This window comes from Pseudomonas sp. GM84 (assembly GCF_000282535.1).
Classification (GTDB): domain Bacteria; phylum Pseudomonadota; class Gammaproteobacteria; order Pseudomonadales; family Pseudomonadaceae; genus Aquipseudomonas.
In genome coordinates this window covers 1-25,380 of record NZ_AKJC01000085.1, presented here as the reverse complement: position 1 = coordinate 25,380, position 25,380 = coordinate 1, and the positions used below count along the sequence as shown (strand labels likewise).

General features: G+C 61.2%; 22 protein-coding genes and 1 pseudogene. 3 read left to right on the top strand and 20 right to left on the bottom strand.

Annotation, left to right across the window (positions count from 1 at the left end; all coding sequences use genetic code 11):
• Window positions 1-28 precede the first annotated feature (28 nt).
• Complete coding sequence (locus PMI38_RS06430) at window positions 29-1,033, bottom strand: amidohydrolase family protein (protein ID WP_008091941.1); 1,005 nt, start codon at window positions 1,031-1,033, stop codon at window positions 29-31.
• Window positions 1,034-1,147: 114 nt separating this feature from the next.
• Here PMI38_RS06430 and PMI38_RS06425 point away from each other — a divergent pair, with 114 nt between their 5' ends.
• The gene (locus PMI38_RS06425; protein ID WP_008091939.1) at window positions 1,148-2,014 is read left to right on the top strand and encodes a pirin family protein; all 867 of its coding nucleotides are present in this window, start codon (window positions 1,148-1,150) and stop codon (window positions 2,012-2,014) included.
• 145 nt (window positions 2,015-2,159) lie between these two features.
• Here PMI38_RS06425 and PMI38_RS06420 read toward each other — a convergent pair whose 3' ends face one another.
• The 4 genes from PMI38_RS06420 to PMI38_RS06405 form a co-directional block, all read right to left on the bottom strand.
• Window positions 2,160-2,885 carry a dienelactone hydrolase family protein gene (locus PMI38_RS06420; RefSeq protein ID WP_008091938.1) on the bottom strand — a complete coding sequence of 242 codons (726 nt, stop codon included), beginning with the start codon at window positions 2,883-2,885 and terminating at the stop codon, window positions 2,160-2,162.
• A 63-nt stretch (window positions 2,886-2,948) separates the two neighbouring features.
• On the bottom strand, window positions 2,949-4,853 hold the full coding sequence (gene htpG, locus PMI38_RS06415; protein WP_008091935.1) for a molecular chaperone HtpG: 1,905 nt from the start codon (window positions 4,851-4,853) through the stop codon (window positions 2,949-2,951).
• 70 nt (window positions 4,854-4,923) lie between these two features.
• Window positions 4,924-5,406, bottom strand: a complete 483-nt coding sequence (locus tag PMI38_RS06410; protein WP_008091933.1) for a PaaI family thioesterase — start codon at window positions 5,404-5,406, stop codon at window positions 4,924-4,926.
• Window positions 5,403-5,879 (bottom strand): PaaI family thioesterase, encoded by a 477-nt coding sequence (locus tag PMI38_RS06405; protein WP_008091930.1) that lies wholly within the window; start codon window positions 5,877-5,879, stop codon window positions 5,403-5,405. Before PMI38_RS06405 ends, PMI38_RS06410 begins: the two co-directional genes overlap by 4 nt.
• A gap of 154 nt (window positions 5,880-6,033) precedes the next feature.
• On the opposite strand from PMI38_RS06405, the gene PMI38_RS06400 reads away from it, so the two are divergent.
• Complete coding sequence (locus tag PMI38_RS06400) at window positions 6,034-6,309, top strand: hypothetical protein (RefSeq protein WP_008091929.1); 276 nt, start codon at window positions 6,034-6,036, stop codon at window positions 6,307-6,309.
• Between the two features lie 68 nt (window positions 6,310-6,377).
• Here the strand turns inward: PMI38_RS06400 and PMI38_RS06395 are convergent, their stop codons facing one another.
• The 11 genes from PMI38_RS06395 to sdhC form a co-directional block, all read right to left on the bottom strand.
• Complete coding sequence (locus PMI38_RS06395) at window positions 6,378-7,124, bottom strand: DUF599 domain-containing protein (RefSeq protein WP_008091927.1); 747 nt, start codon at window positions 7,122-7,124, stop codon at window positions 6,378-6,380.
• A 300-nt stretch (window positions 7,125-7,424) separates the two neighbouring features.
• Window positions 7,425-8,738: a branched-chain amino acid transport system II carrier protein gene (gene brnQ, locus PMI38_RS06390; protein WP_008091925.1), complete on the bottom strand. Its 1,314-nt coding sequence runs from the start codon at window positions 8,736-8,738 to the stop codon at window positions 7,425-7,427.
• Between the two features lie 465 nt (window positions 8,739-9,203).
• A complete protein-coding gene (gene sucD / locus PMI38_RS06385; RefSeq protein WP_004376004.1) occupies window positions 9,204-10,088 on the bottom strand; it encodes a succinate--CoA ligase subunit alpha in 885 nt (294 codons plus the stop codon).
• Complete coding sequence (gene sucC, locus PMI38_RS06380) at window positions 10,088-11,254, bottom strand: ADP-forming succinate--CoA ligase subunit beta (protein WP_008091914.1); 1,167 nt, start codon at window positions 11,252-11,254, stop codon at window positions 10,088-10,090. The genes sucD and sucC overlap by 1 nt, the downstream gene beginning before the upstream one ends.
• A gap of 175 nt (window positions 11,255-11,429) precedes the next feature.
• Window positions 11,430-12,866 (bottom strand): dihydrolipoyl dehydrogenase, encoded by a 1,437-nt coding sequence (gene lpdA, locus PMI38_RS06375; protein WP_008091912.1) that lies wholly within the window; start codon window positions 12,864-12,866, stop codon window positions 11,430-11,432.
• A 93-nt stretch (window positions 12,867-12,959) separates the two neighbouring features.
• Window positions 12,960-14,180: a 2-oxoglutarate dehydrogenase complex dihydrolipoyllysine-residue succinyltransferase gene (odhB, locus tag PMI38_RS06370; RefSeq protein WP_008091910.1), complete on the bottom strand. Its 1,221-nt coding sequence runs from the start codon at window positions 14,178-14,180 to the stop codon at window positions 12,960-12,962.
• A gap of 42 nt (window positions 14,181-14,222) precedes the next feature.
• The gene (locus tag PMI38_RS06365) at window positions 14,223-17,054 is read right to left on the bottom strand and encodes a 2-oxoglutarate dehydrogenase E1 component (RefSeq protein ID WP_008091908.1); all 2,832 of its coding nucleotides are present in this window, start codon (window positions 17,052-17,054) and stop codon (window positions 14,223-14,225) included.
• A 246-nt stretch (window positions 17,055-17,300) separates the two neighbouring features.
• Window positions 17,301-18,005 (bottom strand): succinate dehydrogenase iron-sulfur subunit, encoded by a 705-nt coding sequence (locus tag PMI38_RS06360; protein ID WP_008091906.1) that lies wholly within the window; start codon window positions 18,003-18,005, stop codon window positions 17,301-17,303.
• A gap of 11 nt (window positions 18,006-18,016) precedes the next feature.
• A complete protein-coding gene (gene sdhA, locus PMI38_RS06355) occupies window positions 18,017-19,789 on the bottom strand; it encodes a succinate dehydrogenase flavoprotein subunit (protein WP_008091905.1) in 1,773 nt (590 codons plus the stop codon).
• 3 nt (window positions 19,790-19,792) lie between these two features.
• Window positions 19,793-20,161 (bottom strand): succinate dehydrogenase, hydrophobic membrane anchor protein, encoded by a 369-nt coding sequence (gene sdhD, locus PMI38_RS06350; RefSeq protein ID WP_008091903.1) that lies wholly within the window; start codon window positions 20,159-20,161, stop codon window positions 19,793-19,795.
• A complete protein-coding gene (sdhC, locus tag PMI38_RS06345; RefSeq protein WP_008091902.1) occupies window positions 20,155-20,541 on the bottom strand; it encodes a succinate dehydrogenase, cytochrome b556 subunit in 387 nt (128 codons plus the stop codon). Before sdhC ends, sdhD begins: the two co-directional genes overlap by 7 nt.
• 352 nt (window positions 20,542-20,893) lie before the next feature.
• Here sdhC and gltA point away from each other — a divergent pair, with 352 nt between their 5' ends.
• The gene (gene gltA, locus PMI38_RS06340; protein ID WP_008091889.1) at window positions 20,894-22,183 is read left to right on the top strand and encodes a citrate synthase; all 1,290 of its coding nucleotides are present in this window, start codon (window positions 20,894-20,896) and stop codon (window positions 22,181-22,183) included.
• Between the two features lie 71 nt (window positions 22,184-22,254).
• Here gltA and PMI38_RS06335 read toward each other — a convergent pair.
• From PMI38_RS06335 to PMI38_RS06320, 4 genes and pseudogenes are all read right to left on the bottom strand, one after another.
• Window positions 22,255-22,785 (bottom strand): annotated as a pseudogene (locus tag PMI38_RS06335) (START domain-containing protein); the annotation flags it as partial.
• Between the two features lie 34 nt (window positions 22,786-22,819).
• Window positions 22,820-23,074 carry a YkgJ family cysteine cluster protein gene (locus PMI38_RS06330; protein ID WP_008091885.1) on the bottom strand — a complete coding sequence of 85 codons (255 nt, stop codon included), beginning with the start codon at window positions 23,072-23,074 and terminating at the stop codon, window positions 22,820-22,822.
• 121 nt (window positions 23,075-23,195) lie between these two features.
• On the bottom strand, window positions 23,196-23,642 hold the full coding sequence (locus PMI38_RS06325) for a hypothetical protein (RefSeq protein ID WP_008091883.1): 447 nt from the start codon (window positions 23,640-23,642) through the stop codon (window positions 23,196-23,198).
• Window positions 23,643-23,708: 66 nt separating this feature from the next.
• A complete protein-coding gene (locus tag PMI38_RS06320; protein WP_008091881.1) occupies window positions 23,709-25,148 on the bottom strand; it encodes an aminotransferase-like domain-containing protein in 1,440 nt (479 codons plus the stop codon).
• Window positions 25,149-25,380: the final 232 nt, after the last annotated feature.

Sequence of the window (25,380 nt, the reverse complement as noted above, 5' to 3'; positions counted from 1 at the left end):
CCGGCGATAGGGCCCGCACAGCCAGCCTCTACCTCTGCCTGGGCAACACCGCCAGAAAGTTATCCCGCGCCACCTTCTTCGCCACGGCTTCCGGCAACGCATCCAGAAACGGCCTGAACCCGTGCATCTGCTCCTTCAGACTGTCAAACCGCCCAACCACATCCGACCCCAGCATGAACCGCTCCGGGTACTTCACCACCAGATCGACCCACCCCTTGCGCGGCACGCCCTGCTCATCCAGCAGATAAGGCTCCAGCACACTCCAGGACAAGTCGACATACAGGTTCGGGTAATCCCCCAGCAAACGCGTCAGCACCGGCAGCAGAAAGTCCATCTGCGTCTGGTGCCGGTGAATCTCCACGCTGCTGCCCGCGTGGGCCCAGATGAACCGGGTGTGCGGGTGGTTGCGCAGCGGCTCCTCGATCTCGGCCAGGTACAGCGGGTTGCGTTCACGCTTGGAGGTGATGTTGGAGTGCAGCAACACCGGCATATCGCGCTCGGCCGCCAGGTGATAGATGCGCGCCATCGCCTCGTTGTTGGCCCGCGGCGTATCGCCAGTGGTCAGGGCGGTCAGGTCGTCGTGGCGGGTGAAGACTTCGCCAATGCCCTGCCAGAGCCCGGGATAGAGATCGAGCATGCGCTCGATATGACTGACCGCGTTCTTGTCCACCGGATTGAAGCCGGTGAGAAATGGGTGAAAGCGCTTGCGCTGCTCTGCGGGCAGCTGCAGCAGAGCCGCCGCCACGTAGGTATCGGTGGCGCTGTACCAGTAGGCATCGGCATCGTCACCCGCGTAGTAACGGGGGCGCTTGGGTTCGTCCTCGTGCCATTTCTTGGCCACCGGGATCCCCGAAATCATCGATTGCTCGACGCCGGCGTCGTCCATGGCCTTGAGCAAGGCCTGCATGCCTTCGGTTTCCTGGAAAAAGTCCACGTAGTGCAGGTGGGCGTCACTGTAGCGGTAGTCACGCGCCTGCGCCGCCTGGCACAGCCATCCGGACAACAGCACGCAAGCCAGCGCTTTGACGATCATGGGCAGCTTCCTTTTGCGAATACCAGCAAGGTAGACCGGCCGCCTGGCAAGACGGTTCAGCTCTGCCCGCCAAACCGCTATGCTGGGGGCAATTCCTCCCCCCTGGAGCCCACCATGAGCAGCCCCCTGGTCATCCGCCCGCGCGCCGAATCGGTCGAGGGCCAACCGATCCTGCGCCCGCTGCCTTCGGCCCAGTGCCGCAGCGTCGGCCCCTTCGTGTTCTTCGACCACATGCTCGAAACCGACTACGCACCGGGGCATGGGATGGATATCCGCCAACACCCGCATATCGGGCTGTCGACCCTGACCTACCTGTTCGAAGGGGCCATCCTGCACAAGGACAGCCTGGGCTCGGAGCAGCGCGTGCTGCCCGGTGACGTCAGCTGGATGACCGCCGGCAGCGGCGTGGCGCATGTCGAACGCACGCCTGCGGACGCCATGGCCCACGGTTCGCGCCTGCACGGGCTGCAGGTATGGCTGGCTTCGCCGCGCGAGCTCGAGCAGGGTGCGCCGAGCTACAGCCATCACCCGGCGGCAAGCCTGCCGGTCAGCGACAGTCTGGGGGTACGCATCTGCATGATTGCCGGTAGCGGGTTCTGCCTGGAGTCTCCGGTGCCGGTACTCTCCCCTACCCTCTATGCACAGGTTCGAATGCAGCCGGCGACCACTTTGCTGGTACCCAACGAGCACGATCAGCGGGCGCTGTATCTGCTCGACGGCGAGCTGATGCTCAATGGCGAGGAGGAAGTGGAAGCCTGCAGCCTGCTGGTGTTACCGGAGGGCGAAGAGATCACCTTGTATGCCGAAGGTGAATGCCAGCTGGTGCTGATCGGCGGGGCGCCGCTGGATGGGCCGCGGCGGATGAACTGGAACTTTGTCGCCAGTGACCCGGAATTGATCGAGCAGGCCAGGGCGAAGTGGGCTGCGGGGGATTGGCCGGTGGTGCCGGGCGAGATCTCGCGGATCGAGTTGCCCCGCTAGATCAGGGCCGCTTTGCGGCCCATCGCCGCGGTTCGTCGCCACGACAAGCCGGCTCCCACAGGGACCGCGCGGCTCTCAGGGGCAATACCTTACCTGTGGGAGCTGGCTTGCCGGCGATGGGCTGCGCAGCAGCCCCTTTACACAATCAGCGCTGGAACACTTCGGTGAGCAGATTGTGCATCGAGCGGAACGCCCGCTCCGAGGTGCGGCGGTCATACTGCATCTTGCCCGGCACATTGGCATTCGGGTCGGTGAACGAATGCACCGCGCCACCGTAGCTCAGCAACTGCCAGTCGACCTTGGCCGCGTTCATCTCCTCCTCGAACGCCGGCAACTGCTCCTTCGGCACCAGCGGATCGGCGGCGCCATGCAACACCAGCACCGAGCCCTTGATGCGCTTGGCGTCTTCCGGGTTCGGGGTATCCAGCGTCCCGTGGAACGATACTGCCGCCTTCAGGTCGGCACCGGTACGGGCCAGCTCCAGGGCGCAGCAACCGCCAAAGCAGAAGCCGAAGGTGGCCGCCTTGCCTGGCTCCAGCAACGCCTTGGACTGCCCCAGCAGCTGCGCCAGGGCCTCCTGCATGCGTTTGCGCAGCTCGGCCCGATCATTCTTCAATGGCATCATCGCCGCCCCCGCCTCATCGGCATTGGACGGACGTACCGATTGCCCATACAGGTCGGCAATCAGCACCACATACCCTTTTTCAGCCACTTCCTTGGCAATGCGCTCGGCGCCTTCGCCAATACCCATCCAGTTCGGCGCCATGACCAGGCCAGGCCGGCCCAACGCGCCTGGCTCGTAGACCAGGCGGCTTTCATAGGTTTTGCCGGAGAGGTGATAAATCAACGATTCGACGATTACCTTGCTCATCAAGCACTCCTTAGCTACTGACCATTAAAAAAGCCCGCCGAAGCGGGCTTTCTGTGCATCAACTCAAGCAGACAGCTCGACCAGCAGCTTGTTCAGGCGACGAACGTAAGCCGCCGGGTCCTTCAAGCTGTCACCAGCCGCCAGGGCCGCCTGATCGAAGAGGATATGCGACAGCTCGGCGAAGCGGTCTTCGCTCTGCTCGTTGTCGAGCTTCTCGATCAGCGGGTGGGTCGGGTTGAATTCGAAGATTGGCTTCGAATCCGGCACTTTCTGCCCACTGGCTTCGAGGATCTGGCGCATCTGCAGGCCCAGGTCCTGTTCGCCGATGGCGAGAATCGCCGGCGAGTCGGTCAGGCGGTGCGAAACGCGTACCTCGGCGACGCTGTCACCCAGCGCACCTTTCAGGCGTTCGACCAGGCCTTCTTTTTCCTTGGCCACTTCTTCCTGGGCTTTCTTGTCCTCTTCGGAGTCCAGCTTGCCCAGGTCCAGGTCGCCACGGGCGACGTCGACGAAGGCCTTGCCGTCGAATTCGTTGAGGTAGCTCATCAGCCACTCGTCGATACGGTCGGTCAGCAGCAGCACTTCGATGCCTTTCTTGCGGAAGACTTCCAGGTGCGGGCTGTTCTTGACCTGCGCGTAGGTCTCGCCGGTGAGGTAGTAGATCTTGTCCTGACCTTCCTTGGCGCGCGCCAGGTACTCGGCCAGGGCAACGCTCTGCTCGCCACTGTCGTCGTGGGTAGAGGCGAAGCGCAGCAGGCCGGCGATCTTCTCCTTGTTGGCGAAGTCTTCAGCCGGGCCTTCCTTCAGCACCTGGCCGAAGTTCTTCCAGAAGCCTTTGTATTGCTCGGGCTCGTTCTTGGCCAGTTTCTCCAGCATGTCCAGCACACGCTTGGTCAGCGCGGTCTTCATCGAATCGATGATCGGATCCTTCTGCAGGATCTCGCGGGAGACGTTCAGCGACAGGTCGTTGGAGTCGACCACACCTTTGATGAAACGCAGGTACAGCGGCAGGAACGACTCGGCCTGGTCCATGATGAACACGCGCTGCACATACAGCTTCAGGCCGCGTGGCGCTTCGCGCTGGTACAGGTCGAACGGCGCACGGGCTGGCACGTACAGCAGCGAGCTGTACTCGAGCTTGCCTTCGACCTTGTTGTGGCTCCAGGCCAGCGGGTTTTCGAAGTCATGGCCGATGTGCTTGTAGAACTCCTGGTATTCCTCGTCCTTGATCTCGGTACGCGGACGGGTCCACAGGGCGCTGGCGCGGTTGACGGTTTCCCATTCTTCGGCTGGCTGCGCTTCGCCTTCGGCGGCAGCCTGCTCCTTGGGCAGCTGGATCGGCAGGGCAATGTGGTCGGAGTACTTCTTGACCACGTTGCGCAGGCGCCAGCCATCGGCGAACTCCTGCTCGTCCTTCTTCAGGTGCAGGACGATGCGGGTGCCGCGCTCAGGTTTGTCGATGGTAGCAACTTCGAACTCGCCTTCGCCTTTCGACGACCAGTGCACGCCTTCTGCAGCCGGCTGGCCGGCGCGACGGCTGTAGACGTCGACCTTGTCGGCGACGATGAACGCCGAGTAGAAGCCCACGCCGAACTGGCCGATCAGGTGCGAGTCCTTCTTCTGGTCACCGGTGAGGTTCTTCATGAAGTCGGCGGTGCCGGACTTGGCGATGGTGCCCAGGTGCGCGATGACGTCTTCCCGGCTCATGCCGATGCCGTTGTCCTCGAGGGTCACGGTCCCGGCGTCCTTGTCGAAGCTCAGGCGGATCTTCAGATCGGCATCGCCCTCGAACAGCTCTGGCTTGGCCAGGGCTTCGAAGCGCAGCTTGTCGGCGGCGTCGGAGGCATTGGAGATCAGCTCACGCAGGAAGATCTCTTTGTTCGAATACAGCGAATGAATCATGAGGTGCAGCAGTTGCTTCACCTCGGTCTGGAAGCCCAGGGTTTCCTTTTGTGTTTCCACACTCATGGTCTTCAAAACTCCGATCTGATGGCAGGTGGCGCCTGGCGGCCGATTCGGCCCGCGTTTACGGCGGATGTCATGCAGATGGGGGCTGCCCGGGTGATTTCAAGGGCTTTTCCGGTTCGATCTTGAAATGCGCACGTGCGGTGGCGATCGGCGACTGCCGGTCACCCTGCCAGGCGGTGATCGCCACGTTGGTCACCCGCCGCCCCTGACGCCACAGCTGGCACTGGGCGTACGTGTCGCGGTAATGCCCGGCGCGCAGGTAGTCGATGGAGAAATCGATGATCTTCGGGATGCTCGCGCTCTCGCTGTAGATCAACAGGTAAAGCGCCGCCGAAAGTTCCATGAAGCCCGCGATGACACCCCCATGGATGGCCGGAAGCAACGGGTTGCCGATGTTGTCCTGGTTGGCTGGCAGCAGGAACAGCAGGTCATCGCCTTGACGCTCGCAGGTGATGCCGATCAGGGACGCGTAGGGAATCAGCGCCAGCAATGGCTGGTAGTCGCCTACGGCATGGGCTGCATTGAGGCGTTCACGCACGTCTTGCGGGATCATGCACCGCCCTCCTTCAGGGTGTTGCCGAAGCGAATGCCGCCCTTGATCTCTTGCCCCAGGCGCATGAACGTGCCCACCACCTGGCAGATCGGCTGGCTGGGGTCATCCTGGTAAGCCGTGCCTCGGGTGAAGATGACATCACGGGTAACCCGGTAGCACTGAGCATGGCCGTAGATGGCCTTGCCTGCTTCAGCCGGGTGCATGTAGTCGATCCGCAGGTCCAGGGTTGGGCAGACCTCGAAACGCGGCAGCACACACAGCGTGGCCATGCCGCAGGTGGTGTCCATCAGCGTGGTCAAGGCCCCGCCATGCACCGCGCCGGTCTGCGGGTTGCCAACAATGGCGGGTGACCAGGGCAGCATCAGTGTCATACCTTCGGCATCGGCATGGGCCACGCGCATCTGCAACACCTGGCAATGTTTAAGCGCCGACAAGAAGCGTTCGGCCATGGCCACCAAGCTGGAATCGCTCATCCGTACTTCCCCTGATAACTGACGCGCCGGCATAAAATCGGTAAAAAGTCTATATAGATCGGGGCTTTATATATGTGCAAACTCTGCGGAACTTATCCGCTATGGATGAACTCGAAGGAACAAGTCACTTATTCCACCAAGGAGATACACCCCCATGCGTAAACCTTTTGCTTTTGCTCTGATGCTGGCTGCTGCCATGGGCCTGGCTGCTTGCGATAAAGCGAGCGAAGACAAAGCCCAAGACGCACAGCAACACGCCGAGCAAGCCCAGGAAAAGATGGGCGAAGCTCAGGATAAGATGAACGAAGCCGCCAAGGAAAACGCCGAAGCCGCCAAAGATCAGGCCGAAGCCGAGAAGAAGGCTGCCGAAGAAGCCGCTCCGGCAACTCCGGCGCCGGAAACTGCTCCAGCCGAGCCTGCCAAGCAGTAATCGAGCCGCACAAAAAAACCCGACAACTGTCGGGTTTTTTTGTGCCTGTAACTTTCGGATTAAACGTTTCAGGTACTTGCAATAGTTTCTTTGCCGGCCTCGGTAGGCGCACTCTCGGTTGGCGTGAATACCATGACTTCGAGCACATCGGAATGAAACTCGCGGCGGTACAGCACCAGCACAACCCCCACACTCACGACCATGAACAGCCAAGGGCTGATGAACCAAGTGAGCATGGCCATGCCGAAGTAATAAGAACGCAGGCCGAAGTTGAACTGGTTGGCCGCCAGCGACAGTACCCGTGCCGCTCTTGAAGCAAAGGCCTTGCGCTCCAACTCATTGACCAGGCGTTCACCAATCATGGGTGCCGAACCCACCAGCACGGCAGCGAAGTTGTATTGGCGCATGCACCAGCTAAAGGTGAAGAAGGCATAGACGAACACCATCGCCAGGCACAGCAACTTGATTTCCGACATGCCCTGGGATGCCTGCTGAACCAATGGCAGATCAGCCAGCAATGACAGCGCACGGTCAGAAGCCCCCAGCACAGTAAGAATGCCGGCCAGGATGATCAGGGTACTGGAGGCGAAGAATGACGCATTACGCTCCAGGTTGCCGATCACGCTGGCATCGGCGATACGGTTGTCGCGCAGCAACATGCGACGCATCCAGTCTTCGCGGTACAAGTGCAACACGCTGGCCAGGCAGGCGGTGTCGCGCCCTTTCCAGATGGCGTAGCGGGTGTAGCCACCCCAGCAGAGTGCGAACCAGCAGACGGCCAGCAAGTTGTGGAAGTTGTTTTGGATGAAGTTCATGCAGGTTTCCCGAAGGCAAGGTGCATAAAGGATAGGAACCGGGTTTCGACGTCGGCAAGTCGGTAAAGACACACATTCGGCACAAAATGTTCCTTGCCCGGTCCGGCCTCATCGCCGGCAAGCCGGCTCCCACAGGGACCGCGCCGTTTTCAGATCGCGTGTGGGAGCCGGCTTGCCGGCGATGAGGCCAGTACAGACAAACAAAAACCCCGCATCCTTGCGAATGCGGGGTTTTCTGGTCTCCACCTGCGGCGTGCACCCTACGGCTTGTGGCCGGTGCCGCCCCCAGGCTTCAACGCATCAGGCCAACGCTTCGCGCGGCTTGCCGAGCATGCGGTCGCAGACCACGGCGCCAGCCAGCGTCACCACCGAAGGCACCAGCCAGGCCAGGCCCTGGTCGCTCAGCGGCAGGTGCGCCATGAAGTCTGGCAGCATGTGGGCAATGTTGCTGCCCTTGATCGCGTCGACGATGCCGAACAGCAGCGACACCAGCATCACCGGTGCCAGGATACGGGTCGGCGAATGCCACAGTTCCTTCACGAAACTCAGGCCCACCACCACGATGCAAGGCGGATAGATGGCGGTCAGCACCGGAATCGAGAACATGATCAGCTTGGTCAGGCCCAGGTTGGAGATCACCAGCGAGAAGCCCGCCAGGATCACCACCAGTGCGCGGTACGACAGCGGCAGGATCTGGCTGAAGTACTCGGCGCAGGCGCAGGTCAGGCCAACAGCTGTCACCAGGCAGGCCAAGGCGATCAGCACCGCCAGGAAACCGCTGCCCAGCGAGCCGAAGGTATGCTGCACATAAGCATGCAATACCGCCGCACCGTTGGTGGCATCCGCGGCGATCTCGTGGCTGCTGGCCCCAAGACGGAACAGGCTGACATACACCAGCGCAAGGCCGACACCGGCGATCAGGCCAGCGATGATGGCATAGCGGGTGATCAGCTTCGGCGACTCGACACCGCGCGAGCGGATGGCGTTGACGATGACGATACCGAAGACCAGGGCACCCAGTGTATCCATGGTCAGGTAACCATCGGAGAAGCCCTTGGAGAATGCGGCGGCGGCATAGGCCGGCTGCGCTTCACCAATGGTCCCTGCTGGCAGCGCGAACGCTGCAATGCCGAGCACGGCCAGGGCGATGATCTTCAGCGGCGCGAGGAAGCGACCCACGGTATCGAGCAACTTGCCCGGATACATGGACACTGCCAGCACCACGAGGAAGTACACCAGGCTGTAGATGAACAGCGCCAGCGGGCTTTCGCCGGTCAGCGGTGCCACACCTACTTCGAACGACACGGTCGCGGTCCGCGGGGTAGCGAACAGCGGGCCGACCGACAGGTAGCACACGGCCGCCAACAGGCCACCGAAGAACTTGCCGATAGGGCTGCTCAGGGCATCCATACCGCCACCGACCTTGGCCAGCGCGACCACGGTGATGACCGGTAGGCCTACCGCGGTGACCAGGAAGCCCAGGGCTGCCATCCATACGTGCGGACCGGATTGCAGGCCAACGATAGGCGGGAAGATGATATTGCCGGCGCCCACGAAAAGCGCAAACGTCATAAAGCCAAGTGCCAGGATATCCTGGCCTTTTAAAACTTTCATTTAGGGTAGTACCACACTGCTGAAATCGGGATTCGAGAAGGGATTTCCCCATGGATGAGGGAAATGCTGCCCGGCTTGGTAGGCCAGACCCGTTTAGCGTGTCGTTCCCTTTTGGGGTACGGGCACAGAGTGAACGCGTAGATTAACCGTTTTACCGGGTAAACGCACTGCAACGGTGCTGCTTGTCCGATGTGCGTACATGTTTGTCGTCTGCGTGACCGATGACAGTAGGAATTATCCCAGACATGGGAAATTCGTCTGTGTGAAAAAACCTATCAAACCTATCGAAAAATCATTGTTGTCTGCGCTGGCCCTATCGCCGGCAAGCCGGCTCCCACAGGTACGGCGCTGATCCTGTGGGAGCCGGCTTGCCGGCGATAGGGCCAGTGAAGGCAATACAAATCCCAGAAACGACAAAGGCCACCCGAAGGTGGCCTCTGTGCGCGTGGGGGTACTACGTGTTACTTACTTCTTGACTTCCCAGCCAGTCAGCTCGGCCAGGGCCTTGCCGATGTCAGCCAGGGAACGCACGGTCTTCACACCCGCGTCCTGCAGGGCGGCGAACTTCTCGTCCGCAGTGCCCTTGCCGCCGGAAATGATGGCGCCAGCGTGGCCCATGCGCTTGCCCGCAGGTGCGGTAACACCAGCGATGTAGGAAACGACCGGCTTGGTCACGTTGGCCTTGATGTAGGCCGCGGCTTCTTCTTCAGCCGAACCACCGATCTCACCGATCATGACGATCGCTTCGGTCTTCGGGTCTTCCTGGAACAGCTTCAGGATGTCGATGAAGTTGGAGCCCGGGATCGGGTCACCGCCGATGCCGACGCAGGTCGACTGGCCGAAGCCGGCGTCGGTGGTCTGCTTCACGGCTTCATAGGTCAGGGTGCCGGAACGCGAAACGATACCGACCTTGCCTGGCAGGTGGATGTGACCTGGCATGATGCCGATCTTGCACTCGCCCGGCGTGATAACGCCTGGGCAGTTAGGGCCGATCAGGGTCACGCCCAGCTCGTCGCACTTGACCTTGGCGTCCAGCATGTCCAGGGTCGGAATGCCTTCGGTGATGCAGACGATCAGCTTGATGCCGCCGAAGGCCGCTTCCAGGATCGAGTCCTTGCAGAACGGAGCCGGAACGTAGATGACCGAAGCATCAGCGCCGGTAGCTTCCACGGCTTCCTTGACGGTGTTGAACACCGGCAGGCCCAGGTGGGTGGTGCCACCCTTGCCTGGGGTTACGCCGCCGACCATCTTGGTGCCGTAGGCGATGGCTTGTTCGGAGTGGAAAGTACCCTGCGAGCCGGTGAAGCCCTGGCAGATGACTTTGGTGTCTTTATTGATCAGGACGCTCATTACTTGCCCTCCGCAGCTTTGACAACTTGTTGAGCAGCGTCGGTCAGGCTGGTTGCCGCAATGATGTTCAAACCGCTTTCTGCCAGTACTTTAGCGCCCAGTTCGGCGTTGTTGCCTTCAAGGCGAACGACGACCGGAACCTTGACGCCGACTTCTTTCACTGCACCGATGATGCCTTCGGCAATCATGTCGCAGCGAACGATGCCGCCGAAGATGTTGACCAGAACGGCCGCGACATTGCTGTCGGACAGAATGATCTTGAACGCTTCGGTAACGCGCTCTTTGGTGGCACCGCCGCCTACGTCGAGGAAGTTGGCTGGCTTGCCGCCGTGCAGGTTGACGATGTCCATGGTACCCATGGCCAGGCCAGCACCGTTGACCATGCAGCCGATGTTGCCTTCCAGGGCCACGTAGTTCAGCTCGAAGCTGGCAGCGTGGGCTTCACGAGGATCGTCCTGCGACGGGTCGTGGAAGGTTTTCAGCTTAGGCTGACGGTACATGGCGTTTGCGTCGATGTTGATCTTCGCATCCAGGCAGTGCAGGTCGCCGTCGGCCTTGATGACCAGCGGGTTCACTTCCAGCAGAGCCAGGTCGTGCTCTTTGAAGAGCTTGGCCAGGCCTACGAAAATCTTGGCGAACTGTGCAACTTGCTTGCCTTCCAGACCCAGCTGGAATGCCAGTTCACGACCCTGGAACGGCTGAGCGCCGACCAGCGGATCGATAGTAGCCTTGATGATCTTCTCAGGAGTTTCGTGAGCGACTTTCTCGATGTCCACGCCACCTTCGGTGGAAGCCATGAACACGATACGGCGGCTCGAGCGATCGACTACAGCGCCCAGGTACAGCTCTTTGGCGATGTCAGTGCAGGATTCGACCAGGATCTTGGTCACTGGCTGACCGTTGGCGTCGGTCTGGTAGGTCACCAGGCGCTTGCCCAACCATTGCGCAGCGAACGCCTTGGCGTCTTCCTTGCTGCGAACCAGCTTGACGCCGCCCGCTTTACCGCGACCACCTGCGTGAACCTGGGCTTTAACAACCCACTCGGAACCGCCGATCTTGTCGCAGGCTTCTGCTGCAGCTTCAGGGGTGTCGACTGCGAAACCCTTGGAAACTGGCAGGCCGTATTCAGCGAACAGCTGCTTACCCTGATACTCGTGAAGATTCATGCTTTTTACCGTCTTCGTTAGGTACTGCGCTTCGGCGCTGCGCCATTGCTGGCGCCGCACCACCTGTGACCGTTGTTAACCCCGGGTTTTCCCGTGTGATTCGGTCCGGCGGACGTTCCGCGGTGAGTCATGCACGCAAGACTCACGACGGGCAGCCCGCCGTGGTTTCTTATAATTAACGCTTCTTACGGTTGGCCACGTGAATGGCGCCGCCATTCACTGCCAGCGCTGCTTCATGCAACGCTTCGGACAGGGTTGGATGGCTGAAGACCATCATGCCCAGATCCTCGGCACTGGTGCCGAATTCCATTGCGATTGCGCCCTGCTGTACCAGTTCGGCAGCCGATGGGCCAATCACGTGCACACCCAGTACGCGGTCGGTCTTGGCATCGGCGATGACCTTGACGAAACCACCGGTGTCGTTGGCTGCCATCGCACGGCCGCTGGCCGCGAACGGGAAGGTGCCTACGTTAACCTCAACACCCTCGGCCTTCAAGGCTTGTTCGGTCTTGCCGACCCACGCGATTTCCGGGTGGGTGTAGATAACCGACGGGATCAGGTCGTAGTTCATCTGGGCTTTGTGGCCCTTGATGCGCTCGACGACCATGATGCCCTCTTCCGAGGCCTTGTGCGCCAGCATCATGCCACGCACCACGTCACCGATGGCGTAGACGCCCGGTACGCTGGTAGCGCAGTGATCGTCGACGAAGATGTAGCCACGCTCGTCGATGGTCACGCCGCTGTCGGCGGCCAGCAGGTCAGTGGTCACCGGACGACGGCCGACCGCGACGATCAGCTTGTCGAAGGTGATCTTCTGCTCGCCGTTGGCGTCGGTGTAGGTCACTTCGACTTCGTTGCCGTTGACTTTCGAGCCGGTGACGCGAGCGCCCAGCTTGATGTCCAGGCCTTGCTTGGTCAGGGTCTTCTGGGCTTCTTTCGACACGGCGGTGTCGGCAGCCATCAGGAAGGTGTCCAGGGCTTCCAGGACGGTGACCTGGGCACCCAGGCGCGACCATACCGAACCCAGCTCCAGGCCGATGACGCCAGCGCCGATCACGCCCAGGCGTTGTGGCACGGTCTGGAATTCCAGGGCGCCGGTGGAGTCGACGATGACGTTCTGGTCGACCGGAGCCGGCGGAATGTCGATCGGACGCGAACCGGAGGCCAGGATCACGTTCTCGGCTTCGATGACTTCGGTGGTGCCGTCAGCCTTGGTGACTTCGACTTTCTTGCCAGCCAGCAGTTTGCCGTGGCCCTGGATCGAAGTGACGCCGTTGGCCTTGAACAGGGTGGCAACGCCACCGGTCAGGTTCTTGACGATGCCGGCCTTGCGGCCAACCATCGCGGCGACGTCCATCTTCACTTCGCCCGTGGAGATACCGTGGACGTTGAAGCTCTCTTTGGCTTCCTTGTACTTCCAGGAGCTGTCCAGCAGCGCCTTGGACGGAATGCAGCCTACGTTCAGGCAGGTGCCGCCCAGGGCCAGCTTGCCCTCGGCGTCGGTGTACTTCTCGATACAGGCAGTCTTCAGACCAAGTTGGGCAGCCTTGATGGCAGCTACATAGCCGCCAGGACCTGCACCAATCACCACTACGTCGAATTTCTGGGTCATAAAAGATTCCTTATCAGCTACAAGCTACAAGCCGCGAACCGCGCGGCCCCGCTTCTTTCGAAGGCAGGGGCCGAACGGTACGCAGCCAGAGGGTTAGATGTCCAGCAGCAGGCGAGACGGATCTTCCAGCAGGTTCTTGATGGTGACCAGGAAGGTTACCGCTTCCTTGCCGTCGATCAGGCGGTGATCGTACGACAGCGCCAGGTACATCATCGGGCGGATTACCACTTGGCCGTTGATGGCCATCGGACGCTGGATGATGTTGTGCATGCCGAGAATGGCAGCCTGCGGCGGGTTGACGATCGGGGTCGACATCATCGAACCGAAGGTACCACCGTTGGTGATGGTGAAGGTGCCGCCGGTCATTTCTTCGATCGACAGCTTGCCGTCACGGGCCTTCTTGCCGAAGGTGGCAATGCCGTTCTCGATTTCAGCCAGGCTCATCGACTCGGCGTTACGCAGTACCGGTACCACCAGGCCACGGTCGCTGGAGACGGCAACGCCGACGTCGGCGAAGCCGTGGTAGACGATGTCGTTGCCATCGATCGAGGCATTGACTGCCGGGAAGCGCTTCAGTGCTTCGGTGGCGGCCTTGACGAAGAACGACATGAAGCCCAGGCGTACGCCGTTGTGGGTCTTCTCGAACAGGTCCTTGTACTTCGAACGCAGGGCCATGACTTCGGTCATGTCGACTTCGTTGAAGGTGGTCAGCATCGCCATGTTGGACTGGGCTTCAACCAGACGCTCGGCGATCTTGGCACGCAGACGGGTCATCGGCACGCGCTTCTCGGTGCGGTCGCCAGCGGCGGTCACAACCGGAGCAGCGGCGGCAGCGGCAGGCTTGGCAGCAGGCGCCGCGGCAGGTGCCGATTTCTTGTTGGCAACTGCAGCAACCACGTCTTCCTTGGTCACGCGACCGCCTTTGCCGGTACCGGCAACGGTGGCCAGGTCGATGCCGTTCTCTTCAGCCAGCTTGCGCGCGGCTGGAGCGGCGACCGGGTCGTCTTCGCCAGCGTCGGCAGCAGCGGCAGCCGGAGCAGCAGCGGCCGGGGCAGCGGCTGGAGCGGCAGCAGCGCCGCCTTCAACGATCGAACCCAGCACTTCGTCGGACAGGACGGTTTCGCCCTCGCCCTTGACGATGTCGCCCAGCACGCCATCGGCGGTAGCCAGCACTTCCAGGACGACCTTGTCGGTCTCGATGTCGACGATCAGCTCGTCACGCTTGATGGCTTCGCCCGGCTTCTTGTACCAGGTGGCAACGGTGCCGTCGGCGACCGATTCCGGGAAGGTTGGGGCTTTGATCTCGATAGCCATTATCAGTATTTCCTTAAATTCGGTTTCAGGTGCGCGAAGGCGTTAGACAGTGAAGGCGTCTTGCAGCAGTTTTTCCTGCTGTTCGGCGTGCTTCGAAGCGTAACCACAAGCTGGCGCGGCAGAAGCGTCGCGACCGGCGTATTCCAGGACCAGTGCCTTGTTGTGGCGGCCCAGGATACGGCGCATGTGGTGCTGGCTGCTGTACCAGGCACCCTGGTTCATCGGCTCTTCCTGACACCAGACTGCATGCTTGAGGTTGCTGTACTGCGCCAGGATTTCGACCAGGTCGTCCTCAGGGAACGGATACAGCTGCTCGATACGCAGGATCGCGATGTCTTCGCGGCCTTCGGCACGGCGTTTTTCCAGCAGGTCGTAGTAGACCTTGCCGCTGCACAGGACCAGGCGCTCGACCTTGGCCGGGTCGATTGCATCGACTTCCGGGATCACGGTCTGGAACGAACCTTCTGCCAGGTCTTCCAGGGTCGAGATGGCCAGCTTGTGGCGCAGCAGCGACTTGGGCGTCAGGACTACCAGCGGCTTGCGCAGCGGGCGGATGACCTGGCGACGCAGCAGGTGGTAGATCTGTGCCGGGGTGGTCGGTACGCAGACCTGGATGTTGTGCTCGGCGCACAGCTGCAGGTAACGCTCCAGACGCGCGGAGGAGTGCTCCGGCCCCTGCCCTTCGTAGCCGTGTGGCAGCAGCATGGTCAGACCGCACAGGCGGCCCCACTTGTGCTCACCGCTGGTGATGAACTGGTCGATCACCACTTGCGCACCGTTGGCGAAGTCGCCGAACTGGGCTTCCCAGATCACCAGCGCGTTCGGCGTGGTGGTCGAGTAGCCGTATTCGAAGGCCAGTACTGCTTCTTCCGAGAGGAAGGAGTCGTACAGGTCGAAGCGCGGCTGGCCCGGGAACAGGTTCTGCAGCGGTACGTAGGTGCTGGCGTCCTTCTGGTTGTGCAACACCGCGTGACGGTGCGAGAAGGTGCCTCGGCCGATGTCCTGGCCGGTCATGCGGATCGGGTGACCTTCGAACTGCAGAGTGGCGTAGGCCATGGTCTCCGCATAACCCCAGTTGATCGGCAAGCCACCGGCCTGCATCTTCTGACGGTCTTCGTAGATCTTCGACACCTGACGCTGGACGACGAAGCCTTCCGGCAGTTCCAGCAGCTTGGCCGACAGTTCCTGCAGGGTCTTGAGGTCGAAGCGGGTGTCGTGACGCGCGGTCCAGGCATGGCCCAGGTACGGACGCCAGTCGACGAACAGCTCGCGGTTCGGCTCCTTGACCAGGCTCTTGACCACGTGCAGGCCGTTGTCCAGCGCGTTGCGGTACTCGTCGATCTTGGCCTGGGCGCGCTCGGCGTCGATGCGACCGGCCTGGATCAGCGACTCGGCGTACAGCTCGCGGGTGGTGCGCTGCTTGCTGATCTGCTGGTACATCAGAGGCTGAGTACCGTTCGGCTCGTCGGCCTCGTTGTGGCCGCGACGACGGTAGCAGACCAGGTCGATGACCACGTCACGCTTGAACTGCATGCGGTAATCGATGGCCAGCTGGGTCACGAACAGCACCGCTTCCGGGTCATCGCCGTTCACGTGCAGGATCGGCGCCTGGATCATCTTGGCGACGTCGGTAGCGTACTCGGTGGAGCGCGAGTCCAGCGGGTTGCTGATGGTGAAACCGACCTGGTTGTTGATCACGATGTGCACGGTGCCGCCGGTCTTGAAACCGCGGGTCTGCGACATCTGGAAGGTTTCCATGACCACGCCCTGGCCGGCGAACGCAGCGTCACCGTGGATCGAGATCGGCAGCACCTTGTCACCCACGGTATCGTTGCGACGGTCCTGACGGGCGCGCACCGAACCTTCCACCACTGGCGAGACAATTTCCAGGTGGGACGGGTTGAACGCCATGGCCAGGTGAACTTCGCCACCCGGGGTCATGACGTTGGAGGAGAAGCCCTGGTGATACTTCACGTCACCGGAGCCCAGCTCGTTCATCTTCTTGCCTTCGAACTCGTCGAACAGCTCGCGCGGGTTCTTGCCGAAGGTATTCACCAGCACGTTCAGACGGCCACGGTGGGCCATGCCGATGACGACTTCCTTGGTGCCGTAGGAGCCGGAACGCTGGATCATTTCGTCCAGCATCGGGATCAGGCTTTCGCCACCCTCCAGGCCGAAACGCTTGGTGCCCGGGTACTTGGTGCCCAGGTACTTCTCCAGGCCTTCACCGGCGGTCACGCGCTCGAGCAGGTGAGCCTGCACGTCGGCGGAAAACTCCGGACGGCCGCGCACGCTTTCCAGGCGTTGCTGGAACCAGCTGCGCTGCTCGGAATCGGTGATGTGGGTGAACTCGGCGCCAATGGTGCGACAATATGTCTTCTGGAGTGCCTCGAAGATGTCGCGTAGGCTCGCTTCCTCTTTGCCGATGAACAGGTCGCCGGCACGGAAGGTCGTATCAAGATCGGCATTGGTCAAGCCGTAGTGATTGATCGACAGGTCTACTGGCGCAGGGCGCTGCCACAACCCCAACGGGTCGAGCTTGGCAGCCTGATGGCCGCGCATACGATAGGCCTGGATCAGTCGCAGCACTTCAACCTGCTTCTTCTCGTGTTCACTGCTCACGCTCCCGGCGGAAACCGGTTGGGCGCGGCGCTGGTTCTTTGCCAGCAGTACGAAATGGTCGCGGATTGTCGAGTGCGATACATCGGTAGCGGTGCTGCCGTCGGCGGGCAACTTCTGGAAGTAAGTGCGCCACTCTTCTGGCACAGCGTTAGGGTCGTGCAGGTAGAGCTCGTAGAGCTCTTCCACATATGCAGCGTTACCACCTGAAAGGTGGGCGCTTTCCCACATGCGCTGCATCACGCTTTCTTGCATGCTTGGTCACCCTCGGTTAGGGGACTGATCGGCGAGAGCCACAGCAAACCTGGAAAAGTCCGAACACAGCGACTGAACCACGCCACTTGGATCCTGCTGATTTTCCGGGTACCAGCCCGGAAAGCCCCTGCTGGTCTCATATCTTCATAGGTATCGAGCGCGGGCTTTGTGGGCCCTTGCCCAGGTTTTACCTCAGTGCGGGCTCACCACCCGCACCTCGGCTTACTGCAGTTACAACACTTTGAATCAGGTGCCGCTTTGCAGCAGCATGTTACGTACGTGGCCGATTGCCTTGGTCGGGTTCAGACCCTTGGGGCAAACGTTCACGCAGTTCATGATCCCGCGGCAGCGGAATACGCTGAACGGGTCATCCAGGGACGCCAGGCGCTCCTGGGTCTTGGTGTCACGGCTGTCGGCCAGGAAGCGATAGGCCTGCAGCAGGGCAGCGGGGCCCAGGAACTTGTCTGGGTTCCACCAGAACGATGGGCAGGAGGTCGAGCAGCAAGCGCACAGGATGCACTCGTACAGACCGTCCAGCTTGTCGCGCTCTTCTGGCGACTGCAGACGCTCGATGGCCGGAGCCGGCGTGTCGTTCTGCAGGAATGGCTTCACCTTCTCGTACTGCTTATAGAAGATGCTCATGTCGACGACCAGGTCACGAATGACCGGCAGGCCCGGCAGCGGACGCAGAACCAGCTTGTTGCCCTTGACCACACCCGACAGCGGGGTGATGCAGGCCAGGCCGTTCTTGCCGTTCATGTTCATGCCATCGGAACCGCACACGCCTTCACGGCAGGAGCGACGGTACGAGAAACCCTCGTCCTTTTCCTTGATCAGCGCCAGCACGTCCAGAACCATCAGGTCCTTGCCGCCGGTATCGACGTCGAACGACTCCATCTTGGGCGCCGAGTCGGTGTCGGGGTTGTAACGATAAACTTCGACTTTCAACATAGCAGCCACCCTTAGTAAGTCCGGATTTTTGGCTCGAAGGCCGGCACGGTCTTCGGCGCAAAGTTGACGCCACGCTTGGCAACGCGCTTGACACCCGGGTAGTACAGGGTGTGGCACAGCCAGTTCTCGTCGTCACGGTCTTCGAAGTCTTCACGGGCGTGAGCGCCGCGGGACTCTTTACGGGCTTCGGCCGCAATGGCGGTAGCTTCGGCAACTTCCAGCAGGTTCTGCAGCTCCAGCGCTTCGATACGCGCGGTGTTGAAGGCCTGGGACTTGTCGTTGATCTTGACGTTGGCGATACGCTCGCGCAGGCCAGCCAGCTGCTCGATACCCTTCAGCATGTATTCGCCGGTACGGAATACACCGAAGTAGTTCTGCATGCAGCTCTGCAGCTCGCGCTTGAGGCTGGCAACGTCTTCGCCAGTGGAGCGCTCGTTGAGCTTGTTCAGGCGGCTCAGGGCAACATCGATGTCGGTGTCGCTGGCGTCGAGATGCTCGATGCCGTCGCTCAGTGCCTTCTCCAGGTGCAGGCCGGCAGCACGACCGAACACCACCAGGTCGAGCAGCGAGTTGCCGCCCAGGCGGTTGGCACCGTGAACCGATACGCACGCCACTTCACCTACGGCGAACAGGCCAGGAATGATGTGATCCTTGCCTTCGTCGTCCATGGTGATGGCCTGGCCATGAATGTTGGTGGCAACACCACCCATCATGTAGTGGCAGGTTGGAACGACCGGGACCGGCGCGACGACTGGGTCGACGTGAGCGAAGGTCTTGGACAGTTCGCAGATACCTGGCAGGCGGCTGTGCAGCACTTCCTCGCCCAGGTGATCCAGCTTCAGCAGTACGTGGTCCTTGTTCGGGCCCACGCCGTTGCCGGCGATGATTTCCTTGACCATGGAACGGGCGACAACGTCGCGGCCGGCCAGGTCTTTCGCGTTCGGCGCATAACGCTCCATGAAGCGCTCGCCGTGGGCGTTGATCAGGTAGCCACCTTCACCGCGGCAACCCTCGGTGACCAGTACACCGGCGCCGGCGATGCCGGTCGGGTGGAACTGCCACATCTCGATGTCCTGCACCGGTACGCCTGCACGCAGGGCCATGCCGATACCGTCACCGGTGTTGATCAGGGCGTTGGTGGTCGAGGCGTAGATACGGCCCGCACCGCCAGTGGCCAGAACGGTAGCCTTGGACTTGATGTACATGGTTTCGCCGGTTTCGATGCAGATCGCGATCACACCGACGAAAGCGCCTTCCTGGTTCTTCACCAGGTCGACAGCGTAGTACTCGTTAAGGAAGGTGGTGCCGGCTTTCAGGTTGCCCTGGTACAGGGTGTGCAGCAGCGCGTGACCGGTACGGTCGGAAGCGGCGCACGTACGGGCAGCCTGGCCACCCTTGCCGAAGTCCTTGGACTGACCACCGAACGGACGCTGGTAGATACGGCCGGTTTCGGTACGCGAGAACGGCAGGCCCATGTGGTCCAGCTCGAAGACCGCGGCCGGGCCTTCCTGACACATGTATTCGATAGCGTCCTGGTCACCGATGTAGTCGGAACCTTTGACGGTATCGTACATGTGCCAGCGCCAGTCATCGTTCGGGTCGGCCGAAGCGATGGCGCAGGTGATGCCGCCCTGGGCGGAAACAGTGTGCGAACGGGTCGGGAAGACCTTGGTGACCACAGCGGTCTTGTGGCCGCCCTGGGCCAGCTGCAGCGCTGCGCGCATGCCGGCGCCGCCGCCACCAATGATGATGGCGTCGAAAGAAATGGTTGGAATGCTAGCCATGGATCAGATACCCCAGAGAATCTGCACACCCCAGACGAAGTAAGCGAACATCGCAACGCCGCATACCGCCTGGAACAGGAAACGAATCGCAGTCGCCGACTTGCCGAACGACATCGGCGTCAGGTAGTCGGTGGCGATGGTCCACATGCCGACCCAGGCGTGAGCGCCCAGGGCAACGAGGGCCAGCAGACTGAAGATCCGCATCGCGTTGTTGGAGAACAGACCGTGCCACTGGGTGTAGTCGATGCCTGGGTGGGCGACCACGTAGCCGATCAGGAAGATGAAGTAAGCCGCGAGAACGACCGCCGAGACGCGCTGCGCCATCCAGTCATAGAGGCCCGAACGCGACAGGTTCGTGACATTGGTTACCATACCCAAACTCCCACCAGAACGATCAGCACCACGGAGATGACGATCACGATTTTCGAGCCCAGCTTGCCGCCTTCCAGCGTCTCACCGATGCCCATGTCCATGATCAGGTGGCGTACACCTGCCACGAGGTGATAAAGCAGGGCGGATAGCAGGCCCCAGGTCACGAACTTGGCCAGCGGGCTGGTCAGACACGCCTTCACCTCACCGAAGCCTTCCTCGGAACCCAGCGACTTGCCCAGTGCATAAAGCATGATGGCAAGGCCGATGAACAGGATGACGCCGGAGATACGGTGCAGGATGGACGTGTACGCAGTGACAGGGAGCTTGATGGTCCTTAGGTCTAGGTTTACAGGTCGTTGGCTTTTCACGGCTTTTTTCACACTGAAGAGCCCCTAGCGAATCAGGGCAAAGTTGTTGGTAAGTGTACTGGTCAGGTACCCACCACCCAGGGAACGGCGACCCCCAGCAGTTCGGGCTTGCAAGCCCCTGGCGGTCGGGTGCCGAGTATAGACAGTTAGGCTGCTTATGACAACGTGAGGGGGTAGCCCAAATAGCGCATTGCCTTTAGCGAGCAAAAGGCGTAAATGGGCGAGAATTTCGTGAAAAATCAGGCCTGCAGGCCGCTTTCAAGCAGCCTTTAGGCAAATTGACATTCGAATTTACTTCTCTATAGTGGTGCGGGCCCTGCGTGGGGGGTCTGTCTGATGATTTCAAGCATTAATAGGAGGCCACATGGCTGACAAAAAAGCGCAGTTGGTCATCGAGGGCGCTGCCCCCGTCGAGCTGCCCATTTTAACCGGCACCGTTGGTCCTGATGTAATCGACGTCCGCGGGTTGGGGGCCACTGGTCACTTTACCTTCGACCCCGGTTTCATGGCGACTGCCTCGTGCGAGTCGAAGATCACCTACATTGACGGCGACAAGGGCGTGCTGCTGCACCGCGGCTACCCGATCGAACAGCTCGCCGAGCAATCGGACTACCTGGAAACCTGCTACCTGCTGCTCAACGGCGAACTGCCGAATGCCGAGCAGAAGGCTCAGTTCGTCAGCACCGTGAAGAACCACACCATGGTTCACGAGCAGCTGAAGTCGTTCTTCAACGGTTTCCGCCGCGACGCTCACCCGATGGCGGTGATGTGCGGTGTGGTCGGCGCCCTGTCGGCGTTCTACCACGACTCCCTGGACATCAATAACCCGCAACACCGCGAAATCTCCGCGGTGCGCCTGGTCGCCAAGATGCCGACCCTGGCCGCGATGGTTTACAAGTACTCCATGGGCCAGCCGATGATGTACCCGCGCAACGACCTGTCGTACGCGGAAAACTTCCTGCACATGATGTTCAACACCCCGTGCGAGATCAAACCGATCAGCCCGGTGCTGGCCAAGGCAATGGACAAGATCTTCATCCTCCATGCCGACCACGAGCAGAACGCCTCCACTTCCACCGTGCGCCTGGCCGGTTCTTCGGGTGCCAACCCGTTCGCCTGTATCGCCGCCGGTATCGCTGCTCTGTGGGGCCCTGCCCACGGCGGTGCGAACGAAGCCGTGCTGACCATGCTCGATGAAATTGGCGATGTCTCGAACATCGACAAGTACATCGCCAAGGCCAAGGACAAGAACGACCCGTTCAAGCTGATGGGCTTCGGTCACCGCGTGTACAAGAACCGCGACCCGCGCGCCACCGTGATGAAGAAGACCTGCGACGAAGTCCTGGGCGAGCTCGGCATCAAGAACGACCCGCAGCTGGAACTGGCCATGCGCCTGGAAGAGATCGCCCTGACCGATCCTTACTTCATCGAGCGCTCGCTGTACCCGAACGTCGACTTCTACTCGGGCATCATCCTGAAGGCGATCGGCATTCCGACCAGCATGTTCACCGTGATCTTCGCCCTGGCACGTACCGTGGGCTGGATCTCGCACTGGAAAGAAATGCTCTCCAGCCCGTACAAGATTGGCCGTCCGCGCCAGCTGTACACCGGCGAGCTGCAGCGCGACATCGTCGACCTGAAGGACCGCAAGTAAGCTCACCGAGCCGAACGCAAAAAGGCTGCCCTCGGGCAGCCTTTTTTATTGCGGTGTGCCTGTACCGGCCCTATCGCCGGCACACTGCCACCCGGCTCGGTGTGCACCTGATAGGTCACTTCCGTACTGTCCCCCTTGGGCACCAACTTCCAGAAGCCTTCGACTTTCGCCACCCGTACAAACCCCTTCTCTTCCGGGATATAGGTCGGCTCTTCCTTCAAGTTTCGCGTCAGGCTGCCATCGGCATCCTTGACCGTGGTGATATGCAGCACCGAGTCCCGCGGCGTCACCGGCCACGGGGTATTGAACTGGGTGTAGGTCCAGCTCTGGTCACCCTCGTGCTTGAGCAGCTTCTGCGATTTGCACTCATGTACCCAGGCGCATGCCCCAGCCACATCTTCCTGCAGCGCCTGGACCTTGGCCAAAGGCGCCTTGATCAGGGTCACACCGCGGTAGGCCTTGTACTTGGAGCCCGGCACTTCGCTGAGGGAGATCTTGATCCCCTCCTCTTCCTTGGCCACTTGCCAGTTTTCCGCCCAGGCCATCGGCGACAGCAGAACACCCACGCCACACAGCAGTGCAATACGCTTGAACGATCTCATCATATTTATCCTTGTTGTCGAAGATCCAGCCTTGTCACGCCGCCGTCATCTGCTCCCACCAACCGAGAATCCTGATCGCCTCTTCACGATCACTGCCGCACACCTCGACATCCGCCTGGAACCCCCCACACACCGCCGGCCGCTCGGGCTTGCCGAACAGGTCGCAAAGGTTGTCGACGGTCAAGTGCAGGCAGCGCTCACCGGCCGGCTTGCCCTCAGGCATGCGCGGCATCGCCGAGCTGATGGATGGGGCGATGCAGCAGGCACCGCAACCCTCACGACACTTCATGAAAACAGGACTCCCTGGAGCAAAACGGGACGAACGTCCCTGGATAGTAACCGCTCAAACATGTGTTTGAAATTGCTGGCCCGATGAAATCTGCCGTGACTCGACAGTCAGTTCGCCCGGGCTATTGGCGGAACTCGAATTCGATGGCTGCGCCTTCCACATCGCGGCGGCTGTCGTTACGCAGCTGGAGCTGCATCTCGTTGCTGATCAGGCGACCATTGAGCTGAAACCGGCTGTCATCCGTTTCCGGCTTTTCGGTGAACATGGCCGGCAGCAAAGGTTTGCGTCGTGTGGTGGAGCTGCCGACATTGGGCTCCAGGTCCTTGACCATCTCGACGGGCAAGCTCAGGTCCAGCTTGGCCTTGGGTAGCGGCTCGCGCACCTCTTGGCTGACCGGTTTGTGCACAGGCTTGGCCTTGCGTATGACGGGCTTGGCCGGTTGCTTGACTGCAGGCTTGGCCGTCTTGCCCTGCTCCTGCGCGGCAGGCTGCGCAGCCTGGGCCACGCCAGCCGGCAGGCACAGCGGCGCAAGGCAAACGATCAGGGCAAAACTACGCAACAGGTTCATGGACATCGGCAGGCAGGCTGGAAAAGTGCGTATGCTCACCGTTCCGCCCGCGCCTGGCAAGCCTCACTAAAATGCGGTTACAGACTCTCTGCACAATTGCTGAGCCAACAAGCCCAAGGTGATCACTGCCCGCTCGGCTTCCTTGTTCCAGGGAATCCCACAGTTGAGGCGAATGCAGTGGTTGAACTGCTCGGTATTGCTGAAGATCAGCCCCGGCGCAATGCTGATCCCCTGCTCCAGCGCGCGCACGTGCAGTTCCTGGGTATTGACCCGCCCCGGCAGGCTCACCCAGAGGATGAACCCTCCTGTAGGCCGGGTCATCTGCGTGCCTTCGGGGAAGTGCTGCTGCACCGCCAGCTGGTAGGCACTGAGATTCTTGCGGTATTCCTGGCGAATGTAACGCAGGTGGCGGTCGTAACCGCCGTTTTCCAGGTAGGCCGCCACACCCATCTGCGTCACGCTGCAGGCCGAATGGGTGGTGAACGTCTGCAGACGCTGGATTTCTTCCTGGTAGCGTCCCGCCACCATCCAGCCGACTCGCACACCGGGCGACAGGGTCTTGGAGAAACTCGAGCAATAGATGACCCGATCGAGCCGATCGAATGCCTTAAGCGCCTTGGTCTTGCCCTGCTCGAACATCAGCTCGCCATAGATGTCGTCTTCGACGATCTGGATGTCGAAGTCCGAGGCCAGGCGCAACAGTTGTTTCTGCCGCTCTTCAGGGATGGTGCCACCCAGCGGATTGCTCAGGCGCGCGGTCAGCACCAGCGCCTTGATCGACCACTGGTTGGCCGCCAGCTGCAAGGCTTCGAGGCTGATACCCGTGGAGGGATCGCTGGGGATCTCGATGACTTTCAGCCCAAGCAAGTCCGCCAACTGCAGCAAGCCATAATAGGTCGGCGACTCGGCAGCGATCAGATCCCCTGGACGGGTCAACACCCGCAGCGACATCTGCAGCGCGTCGACGCAACCATGGGTCACGATCACCTCGCGCGGATCGACCAGCACACCGGCATCGCGCATGCGGATCGCGATCTGGCGCCGCAGCGGCTCGAAGCCAGGGCTGAACATGTAACTGAAGGCACGCGGGCTGTGGAACCGGGTGACCTTGGCAATCTGCTGATGCAGGGCGCGCACCGGCAAGTAGTCGACGTGGGGCACGGCAGCCCCGAAGGGGAACACACCGTCACGCCGCGCCTCGGTCAGCACTTGCTGGATGATGCTGGCGCGGGTGACCAGGCCAGGGCGTTCTACCCGGGCGATGTCCGGCGTCTGCGCGGTCAGTGCCGGGGTCTGGTGGACGTAGTAACCCGATTGCGGCCGGGCACGGATCAGCCCCTGGTCTTCAAGGTTGGCATAGGCCTGCAGCACCGTGGCATGGCTGACATTGAGCTGGGCGCTCATCTTGCGCACGGACGGTACGCGCTCGCCGGGCTGGTAGACACCGCGGCGGATGTCATCGGCCAGTTGCTGGGCGATACGCTGGTACAGCAGCAGGTTGGTCATGGCGGACGGCTCATTGTTCTTGTGCGACTCACTGTCGGCAGAGGATACCGTAACAGTTGCAAAGTGTACTGGGACAGATTGCAGAATAGTCGACATTACAGTTGCGTGGCACCTGTCCAGGCACTGTCAGGGCCCTATCGCCGGCAAGCCGGCTCCCACAGGTGCTGTGCAGATGCTGAAAGCTGCGCTGTACCTGTGGGAGCCGGCTTGTCCCGCGAATGGGGCGCAAAGC

Bases quoted from the DNA above. Each gene is read 5' to 3' on its own strand.
- PMI38_RS06430 (WP_008091941.1), bottom strand. From the start codon at position 1,033: ATGATCGTCAAAGCGCTGGCTTGCGTGCTGTTGTCCGGATGGCTGTGC.
- PMI38_RS06425 (WP_008091939.1), top strand. From the start codon at position 1,148: ATGAGCAGCCCCCTGGTCATCCGCCCGCGCGCCGAATCGGTCGAGGGC.
- PMI38_RS06420 (WP_008091938.1), bottom strand. From the start codon at position 2,885: ATGAGCAAGGTAATCGTCGAATCGTTGATTTATCACCTCTCCGGCAAA.
- htpG (WP_008091935.1), bottom strand. From the start codon at position 4,853: ATGAGTGTGGAAACACAAAAGGAAACCCTGGGCTTCCAGACCGAGGTG.
- PMI38_RS06410 (WP_008091933.1), bottom strand. From the start codon at position 5,406: ATGATCCCGCAAGACGTGCGTGAACGCCTCAATGCAGCCCATGCCGTA.
- PMI38_RS06405 (WP_008091930.1), bottom strand. From the start codon at position 5,879: ATGAGCGATTCCAGCTTGGTGGCCATGGCCGAACGCTTCTTGTCGGCG.
- PMI38_RS06400 (WP_008091929.1), top strand. From the start codon at position 6,034: ATGCGTAAACCTTTTGCTTTTGCTCTGATGCTGGCTGCTGCCATGGGC.
- PMI38_RS06395 (WP_008091927.1), bottom strand. From the start codon at position 7,124: ATGAACTTCATCCAAAACAACTTCCACAACTTGCTGGCCGTCTGCTGG.
- brnQ (WP_008091925.1), bottom strand. From the start codon at position 8,738: ATGAAAGTTTTAAAAGGCCAGGATATCCTGGCACTTGGCTTTATGACG.
- sucD (WP_004376004.1), bottom strand. From the start codon at position 10,088: ATGAGCGTCCTGATCAATAAAGACACCAAAGTCATCTGCCAGGGCTTC.
- sucC (WP_008091914.1), bottom strand. From the start codon at position 11,254: ATGAATCTTCACGAGTATCAGGGTAAGCAGCTGTTCGCTGAATACGGC.
- lpdA (WP_008091912.1), bottom strand. From the start codon at position 12,866: ATGACCCAGAAATTCGACGTAGTGGTGATTGGTGCAGGTCCTGGCGGC.
- odhB (WP_008091910.1), bottom strand. From the start codon at position 14,180: ATGGCTATCGAGATCAAAGCCCCAACCTTCCCGGAATCGGTCGCCGAC.
- PMI38_RS06365 (WP_008091908.1), bottom strand. From the start codon at position 17,054: ATGCAAGAAAGCGTGATGCAGCGCATGTGGGAAAGCGCCCACCTTTCA.
- PMI38_RS06360 (WP_008091906.1), bottom strand. From the start codon at position 18,005: ATGTTGAAAGTCGAAGTTTATCGTTACAACCCCGACACCGACTCGGCG.
- sdhA (WP_008091905.1), bottom strand. From the start codon at position 19,789: ATGGCTAGCATTCCAACCATTTCTTTCGACGCCATCATCATTGGTGGC.
- sdhD (WP_008091903.1), bottom strand. From the start codon at position 20,161: ATGGTAACCAATGTCACGAACCTGTCGCGTTCGGGCCTCTATGACTGG.
- gltA (WP_008091889.1), top strand. From the start codon at position 20,894: ATGGCTGACAAAAAAGCGCAGTTGGTCATCGAGGGCGCTGCCCCCGTC.
- PMI38_RS06330 (WP_008091885.1), bottom strand. From the start codon at position 23,074: ATGAAGTGTCGTGAGGGTTGCGGTGCCTGCTGCATCGCCCCATCCATC.
- PMI38_RS06325 (WP_008091883.1), bottom strand. From the start codon at position 23,642: ATGAACCTGTTGCGTAGTTTTGCCCTGATCGTTTGCCTTGCGCCGCTG.
- PMI38_RS06320 (WP_008091881.1), bottom strand. From the start codon at position 25,148: ATGACCAACCTGCTGCTGTACCAGCGTATCGCCCAGCAACTGGCCGAT.